Genomic DNA, 16,190 nt, shown 5'->3' with positions numbered 1-16,190 from the left:
AATCACATAGCATTAGGGCGTGGATCCGCCGCTGAACAGTTGGGTGGGGATGATGCGGGTAGCACGGATTGTAATTCAGAACTTTCGCACTTTCGCTTCACTTGACGTGAATGTTGCTGATGACCTGTGCTGCATCATAGGCGAGAATAACACCGGTAAGACCGCTATCCTGCGTGCGATCCAGATCTGTCTCGACAATATGTTGCCGTCGAGTTTCCGGTCACTGCTGCGCGAGGACATCCACTCCGCGAGCGATATTGCCGAACCTAGCCAGGTTCTAATCGGAATTGAGCTGACTGGGTTCGAGGGCAGAGTGAACGAAGAGGCCCTGGTCAGCACCTGGAAGACTGCCGCGGATCGTGCGCGCATATTCTACCGCTTTCGACCGCGCCCGGCTGTCCGGGAGCAGCTTGCGAGTGGCGACATCGCTCCCGGGACGCTGACCCTTGAGGACTATCAGTGGGAGATCCGCGGTGGCGGTGATCCTGCAATCGACCTAATCGACATTGCCTGGGATGACGAGGGGATCGGCGAATCCGTGCGCTTCGCTGATTTGCAATCCTACCTTCTCGTTCATCTGCCCGCGCTCCGCGATGTCGAGAACGACCTGCGCAATCCCCGCCAGTCACCGCTCATCCGTCTGATTGAAGCGTTCGAGATCGATGCGGCCGAGCAGGATGCTCTGATTGCCATCCTCGATGAGGCCAATCAGGCGATCGCGAACTCGGCAACTATCGCCGAGATAGCAGGGGCAATCGACGCGCGCTTCAAGGATGTCTCTGGCCCAGCGTTTGAGATGGACGCCACACTCGGCCTGTCCGCCGCAACCTTCCGCGCAATCATTCGCAACCTAAAAATCATTTTGTCGGACCTGTCGCTCACCTCGTTCGAACCCGGCCGCAACGGTCTTGGGATGAACAACATTCTCTACATTGCGATCCTGATGGAATACCTCCAGCGGCGGATCGCGATCAACCGCTCGGCTGGCCAGTTGATCCTCATCGAGGAACCCGAAGCGCACCTCCATCCCCAGCTCCAGTTCTCGCTGATCGCGGCGCTACGCGCGATCGGCGTGCAGACCATCCTTACCAGTCACAGCACTCAGGTGACCTCACAGGTCCCGTTGAGCAGTATAGTGTCGCTCACCAAGCGCGAGGATGCGACGATTGCTGCTGGCAATCTCGCGCTCAATGCGGCGCTGACCGTGCCAGAAATCGCTGATCTCGAACGCTATCTCGACGCAACCAAGAGCGCATTGCTCTACGCTCGCAAGGTCATGCTGGTCGAAGGGCCAGCCGAGATGTTCCTGATCCCAGCGCTAATAGAGCGGGTGTACGGCGTGAAGCTCGAACGGCTCGGCATTTCGGTTATCGCGATTCATGGCGTCCATTTCGACGTCTATGCCAAGCTGTTCCGCGCCGGCTCGCTCGAGAAGAAATGCGCCATTGTGGCAGATGCTGACATGAAGCCGTCGGACGCCGAGGACTTCGATCCGGAAATTGACGCGCCGGATCTGGTGGCACTCGAAGGCGACTTTGTGTCCACATTCGCGGGGGCCACCACTTTCGAACGCGAACTGGTATCGGTCGGGCGCCTGCCGATGCTGATCGAGACCGTTCGTGCTCTGGGCGCGCCGCAGATCCTTGCGCAGATGGAGAATGGGCTCGCGAAGCTCGCGCTCGGGGGACTGGACCTCGCCGAAGAGACGGCGCTGCGCGTCGAGCTTGGCGGTATCACCCTCGCTACCGCAAAGCGGTTTGGCAAAGCTCGTTTCGCGCAGATCGCAGCGCGTTACGCCAATCTCGCGACCGATCTGCCTCCCTATATCGAGCAGGCATACGAGTGGCTCACCGAATGATCCGGCTGACACCCGAGCAGCGCGAGGCGGTCGAACATGACGGCAATCTGCTGCTGACGGCTTGCCCAGGAAGCGGAAAGACGCGGGTCATTCTCGCCAAGCTGCTGACGCTGGCCGATCAGGTAGTGGGGACGCCGCAGTTCATCGGCTGCATCACCTATACCAATGCCGCGGTCGACGAGATCGAGGCCCGTTTGCGCACTTACGGCAACAACGCGATCGCCGACCGCTGTGAAATCTCCACGATCCACGCTTTCTGCCTGCAATTCATCCTGCGTCCCTATAGCTGGCTCATTCCCGAAGTGCCGGCGTCGTTCCAGGTGCTGTCCCGCGAGAACAGCCTGTTCGAGCAGATCGTGACGGCGGTCGAGGACAACTTCGGTCGCATGCCCGCCGGGCAGGTGTTCGAGGACTATGAATCGCTACGCATCGACGTGAACGGCGAACCCTGCGGCCAGGGTATCGAGACCGGCATTGTTACCGACGAATCCGCCGCGCTATATTGGGAGCGGGTCCGCGCTCACGGATACCTCGATTTCGCGATGATCCTCTATTATTCGTGGAGGATTCTCGAACAGCACCCGTTCGTCGGACGCGGCATCGCGAGCCGCTTTACCTGGCAGTTGATCGACGAATTCCAGGATACCACAGACATCCAGATTGCGATCTTCGGAGCCCTCCGGCATTTTCTCCACACCAGCTTCTTTCTTGTCGGTGACCAGAACCAGTCGATCATGCGCTTCGCCGGCGCTCGCCCCGAACTTGCCGAGCAGTTCGGCGATCAGATCGACGCGCACCGCGACACGGCCCTAACTGGCAACTTTCGATGCGGGCCGGCGATAGTCAGCACTGCTTCAACACTCATCCCGACCGTACCGGGAATGCAGTCGGCGGGGGATGCAGCCCGGCTCGCTGCGAAAGTGAACTACGTCCATGTTGACCGGCCAATCGACGCCATAACCGATCATTTCTTGCCCGCCCTGCAGGATGCGGGCATCCCGCTCGGCAAAGCCGCGATCCTTGCCCCATGGTGGACGCATCTAATCCCCGTCGCTCGCGCCCTCCGCGAGTTCGACGTCCCGGTCTTCGGTCCGGGTGCGCGCCCCTATAAGCGTCGGCGTCTACTTGCGGGACTTGCCGAGCAACTCGGAGCCTGCGCCGAGGCCGGCGATTACCTCGGCCTCCCGGGTGTCGAGCGGTCATTGTTTCGGCTCATCAGTGATCTCACCGGAAACTCTCGCTACGACATGTTCAGCTATCAGGGGCGTCGAGTGGCGCTCGGCCTGATTTATCTCGCACGCGAACTAGCAGACCAGCATCCCGGTGGCGTGGCTTGGTTGCGCGCCATCGCCCGCGAGACTGGCGACTATCTCGAACGCGAAGAATGGTTGTCCGGCAGTGCCAAACAGCCGCTGATCGATTCCGCCGAGGAAATGCTGTCCGACATGCGGGCCAGCAAGGTTGATCTCGCGAACCTGCTGATCTCCGATATGGGCCTATTCGCCAATCCCGAGCATGCGCTCAAGCTGATTACGCTGCACAATGCCAAGGGGCGCGAATTCGATGGCGTCGCCCTGATTTGCATGAACAATGGCAGTATCCCGCATTTTTCGACATCGACGCAGGAGGCGTATGACGAGGCGCGGCGGCTATTCTACGTCGGTCTGACCCGCGCCAAACGCGTCCTCGTCGTCGCGTCTGACCAGTCTCACTGGAAGAACACGCCAACCCCATTTATCGCGGAAGCAGGCCTTGGCTGAGCGCCTAGCTGCTTTCAGGATCCGTTTGGCATGGACTGAATGGCCGCCTTGTTGGCGATTAAGAACAGCCCATGCCTCAAGCACTTACTCCATTGCGGCTCGTCGCGAAAGCCCGTTGGGCAACTGTGCCTTGCTCTCTATATAGGCGCTATGAGGGATGATTTCACGCAGGCAACAGCCCAGCGCTTGGCTAAGCGGGTAGGGTTTAGGTGCTCAAACCCGGAATGCCGCAAACCGACGAGTGGTCCTGGGGCGGACGGAGGGACGGTAAGTCTTGGCGTGGCCGCACACATCACCGCTGCTTCGCCGGGAGGGCCGCGCTTTAACGAACACCTCACGAACGATGGCCGGCGAGCGGCCGAGAATGGCATATGGCTGTGCCAGCAGTGCAGTCGTCTGGTCGATGCGGATGACTCTGCCTACGACGTTGCCGACCTCATCGAGTGGAAGACCTTTGCCGAGGCTGCAGCAGCGGTCGAACTTCGAGGCTACGTCGTTCGCAAAGGCCGGGATTTCGCAGGCCTAGAGACAAAAATGCCGGAACTTATTGAAGAGATGAGAACTGACCTTCGTTCGAAGCCCTTCACCAGGGAGATCATCGCCCTCTCCAAGCGTGTGAGCTATAACCCTGGGGAAATCCCCTTTTTCACCTATTTCCACGAGGACCATGAAGAGCTCCTCGCTAAGCTCCAAATCTGTGAGCATTACGGCGCGATTTACGACTCTCGCCGCAATCAGGTTCCACGGTGGAATTTCAGCGAGGACTTCGCCGAGTATCTGCTAGGGGCGTAAGCCGACCAAACGTAGACTTGCGATTTCAACCTTACCGTTCGCTTTCGCTCCGACTTGCAAGATTGGCCCTGAGGCCCTCGTGTGATCGGCCCCCTCATGAACGCACGCCTGCTATCAGAGTGCGGATTGGGGCGCTTGAGTGACGGCTATAGAAGGCGGCAACAGCCTCTATTCCGCTGCCGATTGAATTGGCAGCAGGCGACCAGATTCCACCGTTCCCAGTTCACGGGTGAATGGCAGATTTCGGGCGAAGCCGACATTTCTGTCCGATGCCGCGCTTCAGTTTGGCGATTTAGCTGCGGCTCATATCTTTAACGACGCGATATCCTTGGCGCTGAGGTACTGAGCCTTGAGATCATCCATTTCCACTTGGCAGAACTCTATCGCTCGATATAGGTTCATCCCGGCCAGGAGCCGCGCACGAACTGTCTCGTTAAGCACGCGCGTGAAGGCCGGGAAGCGGCGGACGCCAAGGCCGACAAATCGTCCGTTGCGACGAGCCGTGAAATCAAACGGCGGGCCCGTTCGAAGCCCCCCGCGGAACTCGTGTGACGGACGACCGTGACATGGCCGGGCCGAACAGACGCTCAGGCCGATTTATAACTATCTGAAAAACAGCTGAAAAAACCGCATCTGCGCATGGATGAAAAAACGAGACGTGTGCGAGTAGTAACATTATAAATAGCGCAGTGTGACATCTCGGAATCGCGCTCATGAATGTTGTCGAATCACTTCTCCTCGAGCATGGTCCGGCCCTCTCGTCGGATATTGCCCGCAGGCTGGAAGCAACCGGCCTGAGCCCAGATGTCGCACGACAGCGTATCTCGCGCGCCGGCCCAAATGTCCACCGGCTCAAGGGGCTCGTCTTCCCGCGCAACGCACGTTTCCTTTATCATGAGAAGCAAGCTGGTTCGGACGCCTATTGGAGCGCTCTCGCACGAGATCTTACTCAAGCGAGCCCCGCCTATGGTCCTGCCTTGGCAGCCCTGCAGGCGCGCGATGGCGTTGTCCCGCTCGACTGCTTCTCGATCATTTCAGGCTCCCCCATTCGGCAGCGTGGACAGGTCTCAAGCGACACCGTCCTTGAACGTCTGGAGGCCGTCCATCTCGTCCGCCGAGGCAATCTCCAAGGTGTAGGCTCGGTCGTCGCATTGCGCGCGGATGGCTACCTGGGTTCGCCGAATTTCGATCGTTTGAGGGCCCGGCTGCTAGTCGAAAAGATGCTGCTGCTCGCGCTTCGAGACTGGGCGCGTCGGCTTGGCGTCGCGAGCCACGACAAGATCGCAATCCGCGGCGAGGCAGAGCTTCCGGAATTCGGCACGTTCAAATGGGATATGGTCGGTCCGTCCTATCTCGTCCCGATCGTTCGCCGCGGAAAGGAAGGGGCACCGCTGCCCGGTTTTCTTGTGGCCGACGTTGTTGCGGGTGCGGCATTGGACGAACATGCGGTCGCCGCCTTCGTCCGGAAATACAAGCTCTCGGCGGCTTTGCGCAACCTGCCGCCGTTCATGCCCGTCCTCATGGCCGACGGGTTCACTCGGGAAGGGTTCCGACTGGGTAGGTCCCACGGGCTGATGTTGGCGACACCAAAGAACCTTTTCGGTCGCGATATTGCGGTCGGTCTCGCCACATTGCTGGAGACGATGGCGAAAGCGGCCGCGGTTGCTGTTGCGCGGCCCGAGGTCATTGGAGAGTTGTTCGACAAACTCGGCGGCATCGAGGGCGCTGATCGCAACCTTCGCGGCTCGCTGTTCGAGTTGGTGGTGGGCCATGTCGTCCAGGCGCGGTTCGGCGGATCCATCGACATCGGCCGGCTTGTCGACTTCGATGGCTTTCAGGCCGAGATCGATGTCAGGCGTGTGATCGCAGGTGAAGTCTGGATCTACGAGTGCAAAGGCTATCAGCCCGATCATCTGATCAGCGCCGAGGAGATCGAGCATTGGCTCAAAAGCCGCGTACCGAGTCTCTATAAGGCGACGCGCGCCGAGCAGCGTTTCCAGAACGCGGAAATTCACTTCGAATTCTGGACCAGCGGTGGGTTCAGCGCGGAGGCGATCGCACTTTTGGAAACAGCGAAGATCAATACCAAACGCTATTCGATTGGTTGGCGAGCGGGCCGAGAGGTGCGGCAAGAGATCGGTCGCCTTCAGTCGCCTGGCATGGCCAAGATGTTTGACGAACATTATCTCGACCATCCGATTGCCCGGTTCAATCGCAAATATGATGGGGCGAAAGCGCTTGCGGACCTCGCCTTGGATCTCACGCTAGGACTGGGCGGTGATACCGCTTCAGACGAAGGCGAAGATGCATCCGAGGCGCCGCCGCTTGCGCTTCCCAGAGCATCCAATGCGCTTGTCCGATATACGGGTTCATCCTCTTGATTTCGTCGCCACGCGACGTGACGAATATTCTATATGGTCGTCATGACCGTCACCAAGACACTCGCCCCGCACTTCTTTGAGCTTACCGACATTCGAGTCGTCCAAGGCCGGAGTTGGATTCCCCTGCGCCTTGACCAAGAGGTTGAACGAGAAAGTCCGTTCCAAGGTGTTGGCGGGATTCGCGAATATTCCGGGGTCGCGAGCCTTGCCGTGCTGGAGGCCGATCGCGCGGTTGTTGACGGCTTTACCTGGAGCGATGTCGATCAATCGACGCATGACCGCAGCTTCGATGGCGGCCTGTACAGGCCGGCCGATGTGCATTGCGACTGGAGCCCTGAACGCAATATCGTCGGCGTCCGGCTCGTCCTTGCCCAGGCGATGGGCGGCTTCGACAGCGAAACATGGCATCTTCACCAGGATCTCGTGATCGCGCTCAAACTGGTGCGCGAAGGCGATGTCTGGTTTCGGCCAGATGAGGGCTGGGCAGACGTCGCCCGGCTTAGACGCAATGAGGAAGACCGGCGGGTGCTGCTCGAGATGCGGGCGGAGATGCTCTCGGATTATCTTGCGGCGCGTGGTATGGCGCTGTTCCTGTCGAGCTATCATGAGCGCGCAGCTTATTTTGCCGAGAAGCCGCCTTATCCCTGGGTCGATGAGCACCGCGAATGGTCTTCTGACCGCGACCAGCATGAAGCGTACATCACCGAAGCGGAGTTCTCGCCCGAGCCCGAATTTAGCTTTCGGGGACTCGGCGCGCTCTGGCGCAAGGAATGGTTTGAACCCGGAAACAGGAGCATCAGGGTTCGCGGTGATGCCGATCCTGACGAGGTGACTTTTGCGGTCGGTCCCAGCGGGGAACGCAAGACCGCAGGCCAATGCATCGGCGCAATGACCTATCTCGCATTCAAGCCCACCCTGGTCCCGGCCTTGCTCCACTTCCGCAGCGGGAGACTCGGATGGTACACCGGCGATACCGGCGCCATCGCCGCTGCGGACACGGGTATCCATTTCGGTATCAATGCGCTCGGGCTCGTCACGATCTTCGCCAAGGATATCGCGAATCTTGACGGTTGGGAGCAGCGCGCCTGGGCGGCCCACAGCACGCCGCTCGACGGCGGCGCCTCGCGCGAGTTGCTCGACGCGCAGATGAACTGCAAACCTGCCGACACGGTCGCGCCAGAAACTCAGATACTTGCTGCATTGGGCACCCTCGATTCCGCTTTCCAAGCGCGGTACGGCGCGCCGCTGCTTCGCGAGAATGGCGCTGTCGACAGCATTCTTCGTCGCACCCACCGATTCCGCGCTGTCGAGCATGATGGACTATTGGCGCTCTCCAAGGAGCTGAACCGGCTGCTGATGGAGCGCGTCGACATAGACCTCCTTCGCGGCCCGGCGTCGATCCCGCCCAAGGAGAAAATCGGCTCGCTCAAGGCGCTAGAGCGCCTTATCGAGCAATCGATTGGTCAATCGGACGCGAAAACGATGATGGCACCGCTGTTCGGCATAAACGACCTACGCAACGCCGATTCGCATCTCGGTTCGAGCTTGGCAGAAAGCGGCTTCGAGCGGGCGCGCGTCGATCGGGAGGTGGCGCTGGTCGAGCAAGGCCGCCAGCTCATTGCGACATTCGTTAAGACGCTGTGCGACATCAGCACCGCCATCGATCAGGGAGGGGTGGGGGTGTGACAGTCTCGCAGCAATCAGAAGTAGCGCCCAGGTGGGTGATCTTGTAAGCAGGACGAAGGGGGAACAGGTTCGAACCGCATTCGGACGATGCCCAGGATCCACGCTTGGAAAGGAGGGCTGATGTCCACGAATCAGATTTTCGCCCTTCTCAACTCCCATATCGAGGGTGACGAAGAGCAGTTCCTCTCGATCGCTCTGCAATATGCTGCGCAGCAGGCCCGCCAGGGGCATGCGGAGGACGCGGCCAAACTGAAGCGGCTCGTGCAGAAAGCGCGCGACCGCGCCGCTGGTGCACCGCCACCCCAGACCCCCATTCCGCTGGCGCGCCCGCGCAGCGAGCTGCAGGGGCTCGTCGAAAGCGGCTACCCCAAAACCAAGCTCGACAGCATGGTGCTGGCCGAGCCCGTCCGCGAACGGTTGTCCCGGGTCGTGCGGCAGCAGGTCGAGCGGGCGCGCCTGCGCGAGCATGGCCAAATACCGGCCACCCACCTCCTTCTGGTGGGCCCGCCCGGCACCGGCAAAACGATGACCGCGTCTGCGCTTGCCGGTGAGCTGCGCATGCCGCTATTCACGGTACGACTGGACTCTTTGTTCAGCCGCTTCTTCGGCGAGACGGCCGGCAAGCTGCGGCTGCTGTTCGATCAGATCGCGCAGACGCGCGGCGTCTATCTGCTCGACGAATTTGACGCCATCGGCGCACGGCGCGGCGATCCCCATGATGTCGGCGAGATCCGGCGCGTGCTCAACTCCGTGCTCGCGTTCATGGAGGAGCCTAACGCGACTGACAGCCTCGTCATCGCGGCGACCAACCATGTCGAGATCCTCGACAAGGCACTCGCCCGCCGCTTTGATGAGGTGATCGAATATGGTCCGCCCGATGCGGATGCAGCGCGATCGCTCCTCTCGCGGCGTCTGGGGAAATTCAAGCTGACGGCGAAGGCATGGGCGCATGTAGCGCCGCTTGCCGAAGGGCTAAGTCAGGGCGAACTGGTTCGCGCCGCCGACATGGTCGTGAAGGATGCGATCCTTGAGGGTGCGAAGTCAGCGTCGGCCGATCGTCTCGTTCAGGCACTCGAGGACCGGCAAGCCTTTCGCCAGCGCTTCCATCGCTAGCGGCACTCCACGGAATAAGGTGAAGCGATAGGGCCGCTCGGGGGAGTGGCGGATAAAGTGTGAGGGGGTTATGCCCGGCAATGTAGAAGGCGCGGCGCGCGATCTGCCGCATATTTCCATCACTCGTTGGCGCGAAAGCGCGAAATACACCTATCCGAAGACCCGTCGCAATCATCGTGAGCGGCGCGACGACTATCCAGCGCATGCCCAGAGCCTGCTGGATCAGCTCGCCGCTGCTCTAGGAGATGTTCCGGCGGCCGGGGCCGACGACCGGGTGGCAATCAACGGATTGAAACGTGGAGTCCTCGTCAAACTCGACACGATGACGCCTGGCGAACGGGCCAAAGCGACGAAGGTGCCAGCGCTCGATTTCCCTGGTCAGGGGATCGCGGTCTTGAAGTCTGAGCGCATGGAGGACCGGACCGAGAAGGCCATCCTTTTTGTCCCCGATGATGCGCGCGGCTTTCTCAATAGCCGCCTAGCTGCCTATGGCAGCGAGAACCTCGGCAACCATCCGCGTCCGGATGTCGACAAGTTCGAGGTCATCGAAACAATTCAGGATGCCGACAGCCAGTCGCTCCTGTCCTCGCAGCTATCCGATGACGATCCGGAGAGATGGTGGGAGCTCTGGCTCCGGCGATCAGACAATCAGCAGCCAGACGCAATCGCGAACGCGGTTATTGGTGTCATCAACCAAGCAGGTCTCGCGGTCCACGCCGACCGCTTGCGCTTCCCAGACACCGTCATTGTCTTTGTTCGCGGGACATCCACGACCGTTCTCGCCATGGCGAACCGTGTCCACGGCGCGATCACGGATATTCGCCAGGCCGCCGGCAATATCGAGCTGCTGCTGGACCAGGAGGGAGGCCTCGGTCAGCACGATCTCGTCAAACATTATGCGGACCGCGTGACTGCGGTCGAGGACAATGCCCCGGTCGTCTGCATTCTCGACACGGGCGTCTCCGCTGCTCATCCTTTGATCGCACCGGGGCTAGCAGGCGCGTGGGCGGTGGACGAGAATTGGAACGTCGACGATCACGCCCCCTTTGGTGGGCATGGAACGGGCATGGCCGGTCTCGTGCTTCACGGCGATCTCGTCGGCCCCTTGAGCGACAATCGTGAGGTCGCGCTCAGCCATGCGGCCGAGTCCGTCAAGTTTTTGCCACCGCAGGGTTTTCCGGCGACCGAGCCAGCGCGGTGGGGCATCATCACCCAGTCGGCTATCGCCGTCGCCGAGACCGAGCGGCCAAACGTCGCGCGCAGCTTTTGCATTGCAACGTCGTCCGCCCATTTCAGTCCGGAAGCGCCGTCGAGCTGGAGCGGCGCCCTCGATCAGATCTGTGCCGGATCGATGGTTGGGGAGCGCCTTGCGAATGTGTCGGCCAAGGACCATCCCAAAAGGCTCGTCGTCGTCGCGACCGGCAATATGATTGGTGGGGCCAAGGCCGAAGTTTTGCAGCACCACTCGCTGGAAGACCCATCGCAAAGCTGGAATGCGCTCTCGATCGGTGGTTTCACCGCCAAGGTCGATCTTTCGGTCGAGGAGCCGCATCTCGTGCCTTTGGCGGGCGCCAACGAGAAGAGTCCCTTCAGCTGTGGATCGCAGCTCCTTCCGCCCGATCTGACCCCCATCAAGCCGGAGGTTCTGTTCGAAGCCGGAAACATGATGGTCGATAGCGCGGATAATTGCGATTGGCACGCAGCCGTCTCGCTCGTGACAACGGGCAAGGATGTCGCCAATGAGCCGCTCACGCCATTCTGGGCGACCAGCGCGGCGACGGGCATGGCGGGCAACTTCGTCGGCCGACTAAATGCTGCGCTTCCTGACCTCTGGCCCGAGACCTACCGGGCGCTGACCGTCCATTCCGCGGAATGGCCGGCGCCGATCCGCTCGAAATTTATAGGGCGCGGACGGAGCTGGAAGACGCTGACCAAGGGCGCGAAGCAGCAGTTGCTCCGCGATGTGGGCTATGGCGTACCTGACCTCACCAGAGCGATCGCATCAGCAAAGAATGATGTGACGCTTTTCGTCGAGTCTGCAATCCAGCCCTATGTGGCGTCTGCCGACGGCCGGTCGGCCGTGTTCAATGAAGTGCATTTCTATGCGCTGCCATGGCCTCGGGCCGCGCTCGAAGCGCTCGAGAATGCGTCGGTGACGATGCGGATCACCTTGTCCTACTTTATTGAGCCGAACCTCACGGGACGTGCCAGCACACGGCCTGATACCTATCGGTCCTTTGGCCTGCGTTTCGCAATGAAGAAGCGGACTGAAACCGCCAATGAGTTTCGTCGCCGGCTCAGCACTTTCGAAGGCGAGCGCGAGGAGGCTGGAAAGGAAACGGACTATTGGCTGCTCGGGCCTCAGGCGGTTCAGGCGGGGTCGCTGCATTGCGATCTCTGGCGTGGTCCCGCCATCGATCTTGCCCGCCATGATCTGATTGCGATTTACCCCGTTGGTGGGTGGTGGAAATCGCATATCGGTCAACGCCGCATGAACGATGTTGCTCGATACGCGCTCGGCATCTCGATCACGGCTCCAGATCAGGATGTCGATCTGTATTCCGAGATTTCAGCGGAGATCGAGGCACGGATCGCTGTGGAGGTGGCCGTTGCCGCCGGACCAGGTGGTCCCGTGTGATAGGGGATTTGGCGTGAAGCGCATCGATCTCGCCAACCTGCTGGCGTCCTCGACGAACATTAGCATGTTTGCGGAAAAGCTCGTCACTCGGACGCGCGGGCTTGGCCAGCACGCCCTGGCCGAACTCTCTGGCGACCGTTCGGTTGCCACTTTCGTGACAAGTCTGGCTTATGTGAGTGACACCGCTCAATGGCTGGGTTTGCCGGCGACAGCCGCCGCCTGTGAGCGCTGCCACGGCCTCATAAAAAACTGGCGCCAGGGCGAGCGGATCCTCGTCAGCCGCGATCGCGGCGAGCAACTTGCGACGAACTGCTATCAGATCGCCACAGCGCTCGGTGACGAACTCGCTCGACACCACACTTATGTTGTAGCACCCGCCGAAGGAGATTTGATTGATAGCGGCGTCTCTTTGTTCGGACTGGATGTCGTTCAGCATTTTCCAGATACGCGGCAGGACATCTCGGCAGGAGCTCAGTGTCGGGCCTATGAGCTCTGGACGGCATCGGTCATGCATATGATGCGGGTTGCAGAGGTCGGAGTGGGAGCATTGGCCGATCATCTATCCGTCAAACGTGGCACGACTTGGGGAGGAACAATCGCCAATATCAACGATGCCCTCAAGGATGCGACCCGCATGAAGGGAGACCCGCAGCTCCGCGCTTGGGCTTCCGAGACGGGCAGCTACCTGAATTTCGTCAAGGACGCCTTTCGGAACCCGGCGATGCATCCGGAGCGCAGTTTTTCCGCTGAAGAGGCGAAGATGATCTACGACAACACCCGGGCTTTCATGCGGATTCTGACCCAGCGGCTGACCGCCTGACTGCTCATGCTGCCAGTAGCCGACAAGCTGGATTGTCCAAGCTCTGTCGGCTATTCCTCCGTAGGGCAATCATGCCCCCTCTCGCCGCTGAGGTGAGCATCGTTGAGACCGGCCATGACAGCTGGCGTTTCAAAAACCGCAGTTAGCCCCTACTCTCACCCCATCTTCAAAACCGACTTTCGCTGTGCGCACCTCCGCCGGGCTACGCCCGAGCTCTGCGGCATCTAGCGCAGAGCGCTCCTCAGATCCCTCCGCTAAATCCCGGAAAGGGGTCCCTCTTCAACGCCGATATGGGGTCCCGTTTTAGTGCCGTTTGACAGGGTAGCGCGCTCAGCCTTCCTAGGTTCCTCCTTAAGGTGAACGAAGGGCAGCTGTTTGAGCCCTAAAGGGCTAAAAGCTACTATTCAGCAATCCGCATAGATCCAGTCGGTCTGTAATGTGCGCGGACGTGTGTTGAACGGTCGCTCCTGACCGGAGCTGCCGTTCGACATAGTGCGTGCTTACGGCGGCTATGTCCCAGCCCTCGTCTTTCAGCAGTGCTGCCGCCAGTGTGAATGTATGGCCGGTTCCGACGCCGCAGCCTGGGCCTCTGAAGGTCCGGAATCAAGGCGGGATTGTCCCAGACCAAGCCTTCCGCCATTGCCAAGGCGGGCTGAACGAAAGGCGGGATTTGATCACGCTTGATTGAGCTATCAAGGTCCGGGTTCTAGGTGACCCTTGCCGCGGAGCCGCTGCTGAACAAAGGGGCGATCGGCTGCGTGCCTGACTAGATCGTGCTTACCCGGCCGACATCTGCATTTCTGCCACGACAGCACTTAAACTCTGCAGCTCTCCAATACACTTTGCATAGTCCAGCGCGGCCAGCGTGCTGAACCCTACGCTGGAGGGCCTCGTTAGCAAGCGCCCAAATTTCTAACCAGCCGCAGTCACCTTCAGCCATCAATTTTTGGAGTCGAGGGATTACTCGCAACTTGCTCACGCCGATCTCAAAAAGATGTGACGATAGTATAAGATTTGGTCTTACCAGAATGCAAGGCATACGAGCCGCCGGCTCTCTGAGCCTTGGCCTAGAGCATGATTACGTCCTAAGATGCCTGACCAGAAAACCAAAGTATTTCGGCACGCAATTTATAATTTTTATGCCCCTATAGGCTTGCCTTATGGCCTGGAGGCGCACGCGAAAGTCGTAATTAGTGGCAGATCATCCTTGCTTACTTTTTACCGGTGGAGTAAGAGTGGTCATACCAAAAAGGTCGATAATCCCTTGGGAGGAGCTGATATGACCAAGATTTCCTCGATTTGCCTGTTTACAACTGCGCTGTGTGCGGTGGCTCAGTCTGCCTACGCGCAAGAAGTCCCGGCCGATGTTGTACCCGCCAAGGAAGCTGAGCCACTCTCTAGTGGGGAAATCATCGTAACTGCGCAGAAGCGCCAGGAGCGGCTGCAGGATGTACCGCTGGCGGTCACCGCCGTGACTGGCCAGGCGCTGGAAAATCGGCAGATCAATGACACCAGCAGCCTTGTGTCTGCGGTGCCATCGCTGACGTTCCAGCAGGGCAACAACCCCACCAACACCAGCTTTCGTATCCGCGGCGTGGGCACCTCCCTGTTCAGCCAGGGTGTAGAGCCATCCGTTTCCGTGGTGGTGGATGGCGTGGTCGCTGCGCGTCAAGCGCAGAACTTCTCAGACTTCGCCGACATTGAGCGCGTCGAAGTTCTTCGCGGGCCTCAGGGCACTCTATTCGGCAAGAACGCAACTGCGGGTGTGATCAACGTGGTTACGGCTCGCCCGTCGAGCGACTTGCAGGCACGCGGCACCTTCACGATTGCCGAACAGAACGAGTATCGCGCCAGTGGCACCATCTCCGGCCCCATCACCGAAGGGCTGAAGGCCCGCGTGACCGGATACTACAACAGCGTGGGCGGCTTCCAGGACAACATCGCCACGGGCAAGAAGGATGGCGGGTTCGAAAGCTGGGGTGTGCGCGGCAAGCTTCAGTGGGATGTCACTGATGCGCTGACGCTCTTAGCCTCTGCGGAATACCGCAAGAACGACGCCAATTGCTGCCAGCAGGTCCTAGTTCGGGCCAACAATCCTCTGCGTCCGCAGGTTAACGGCGGGGCGCTCATTTCTCCCGACACTACCCAGGTTTGGAACAACGGTCAGACCTACGCGAACTCCGATCAGAAGACCTATTCGCTCGAAGGCGATCTCGACCTCGGGTGGGCGAAGCTGACGTCGATCACGGCCTATCAGGATTTCAAGCTTACCAACAATTTCGAGGTTGATCGTTTCGGCTCGACCGTGCCAATCTTCATCACTCCGCAAGCAAATGCGCTGTTCAACGACAACCAAGGGTTCACTGGAACCAAGCAGTTTTCGCAGGAAATACGCCTGGATTCCGCAGGGTCGGGGCCGTTTACTTACACGGTCGGAGGCTTTTACTCCAATCTGAACCTCGACCGGACCTTCCAGCGTCGTAGAGCGACTTGCGTAGCCGGCGTGTTCGGCCAGCCCTGTCCGGCGGCCAACATACGGTTTGGCTCGTTCTCCGCCGCCTCCAAGCTCAAGAACGAGCACATCGCAGCGTTTGGCCAAGCCCAGCTGGCAATCGTTGATAAGCTAAAGGTGCTGGCAGGGATCCGCTTGCAGCACGAGTCGATCTCTGTGACCGGCAGCCAACTGGGCGTGGTCGTTCCCGGTGATGCCCTGTTTGGCGCCATCAATCCCAGCGGCACTCAACGCGCCAGCGACGATGCGGTAACCGGCAAGGCAGGCTTGCAGTACGAGTTCAGCCGTCGTGCTCAGGTTTATGCCAGCTATACCCGGGGGTACAAGGGGCAAGGTATCGACACCGAGCCCACAGCCAACTTCGGTAACAACCCGGTGATCCAGCCTGAGCGCGTGAACGCCTATGAAGTGGGCTTCAAGGGCTCAACATCGGACGGCTCGCTGAGCGTAGCGGCAGCTGCGTTTCTCGCAGACTATACCAACCTGCAGGTTCAGGCCAACCGCGGCGACCCGGCCAATGGCGTGATCGCCTTTCAGCCGACCAATGCGGGCAGCTCGCGCACCAAGGGCGTGGAAATCGAAGCCACGCTCCGTCCCTCGCGTCGTTTTTCCGTCAGCGCAGCCGTCACC

Annotated in this window: 9 protein-coding genes; all 9 read left to right on the top strand. The window is 60.1% G+C overall.

The window, feature by feature from the left end:
• The first annotated feature begins 49 nt into the window (after positions 1-49).
• On the top strand, positions 50-1,858 hold the full coding sequence (locus tag HGI46_RS19590; protein ID WP_346766782.1) for an AAA family ATPase: 1,809 nt from the start codon (positions 50-52) through the stop codon (positions 1,856-1,858).
• Positions 1,855-3,618 (top strand): ATP-dependent helicase, encoded by a 1,764-nt coding sequence (locus tag HGI46_RS19585; RefSeq protein ID WP_168905528.1) that lies wholly within the window; start codon positions 1,855-1,857, stop codon positions 3,616-3,618. Before HGI46_RS19590 ends, HGI46_RS19585 begins: the two co-directional genes overlap by 4 nt.
• A gap of 279 nt (positions 3,619-3,897) precedes the next feature.
• Positions 3,898-4,410 (top strand): hypothetical protein, encoded by a 513-nt coding sequence (locus HGI46_RS19580; protein WP_168905527.1) that lies wholly within the window; start codon positions 3,898-3,900, stop codon positions 4,408-4,410.
• A gap of 713 nt (positions 4,411-5,123) precedes the next feature.
• Positions 5,124-6,791, top strand: coding sequence for a hypothetical protein (locus HGI46_RS19575; RefSeq protein WP_168905526.1), 1,668 nt, complete (start codon positions 5,124-5,126; stop codon positions 6,789-6,791).
• A gap of 42 nt (positions 6,792-6,833) precedes the next feature.
• Positions 6,834-8,477 carry a hypothetical protein gene (locus HGI46_RS19570; protein WP_206065844.1) on the top strand — a complete coding sequence of 548 codons (1,644 nt, stop codon included), beginning with the start codon at positions 6,834-6,836 and terminating at the stop codon, positions 8,475-8,477.
• Between the two features lie 87 nt (positions 8,478-8,564).
• Complete coding sequence (locus tag HGI46_RS19565; protein ID WP_240946908.1) at positions 8,565-9,590, top strand: ATP-binding protein; 1,026 nt, start codon at positions 8,565-8,567, stop codon at positions 9,588-9,590.
• Between the two features lie 70 nt (positions 9,591-9,660).
• Positions 9,661-12,228: a S8 family peptidase gene (locus HGI46_RS19560; protein ID WP_168905524.1), complete on the top strand. Its 2,568-nt coding sequence runs from the start codon at positions 9,661-9,663 to the stop codon at positions 12,226-12,228.
• Positions 12,229-12,241: 13 nt separating this feature from the next.
• Positions 12,242-13,048, top strand: a complete 807-nt coding sequence (locus tag HGI46_RS19555; RefSeq protein ID WP_168905523.1) for a hypothetical protein — start codon at positions 12,242-12,244, stop codon at positions 13,046-13,048.
• 1,090 nt (positions 13,049-14,138) lie between these two features.
• The coding region (locus HGI46_RS19550; protein ID WP_168905522.1) for a TonB-dependent receptor at positions 14,139-16,190 on the top strand (2,052 nt) is incomplete at its 3' end.

Origin of the sequence: Novosphingobium sp. ERW19 (genome assembly GCF_012641315.1) — a bacterium.
In the GTDB taxonomy this organism is placed as follows: Bacteria; Pseudomonadota; Alphaproteobacteria; order Sphingomonadales; family Sphingomonadaceae; genus Novosphingobium.
Note: the sequence above shows the minus strand (reverse complement) of the source record. Positions and strands in the feature narration are given on the sequence as shown.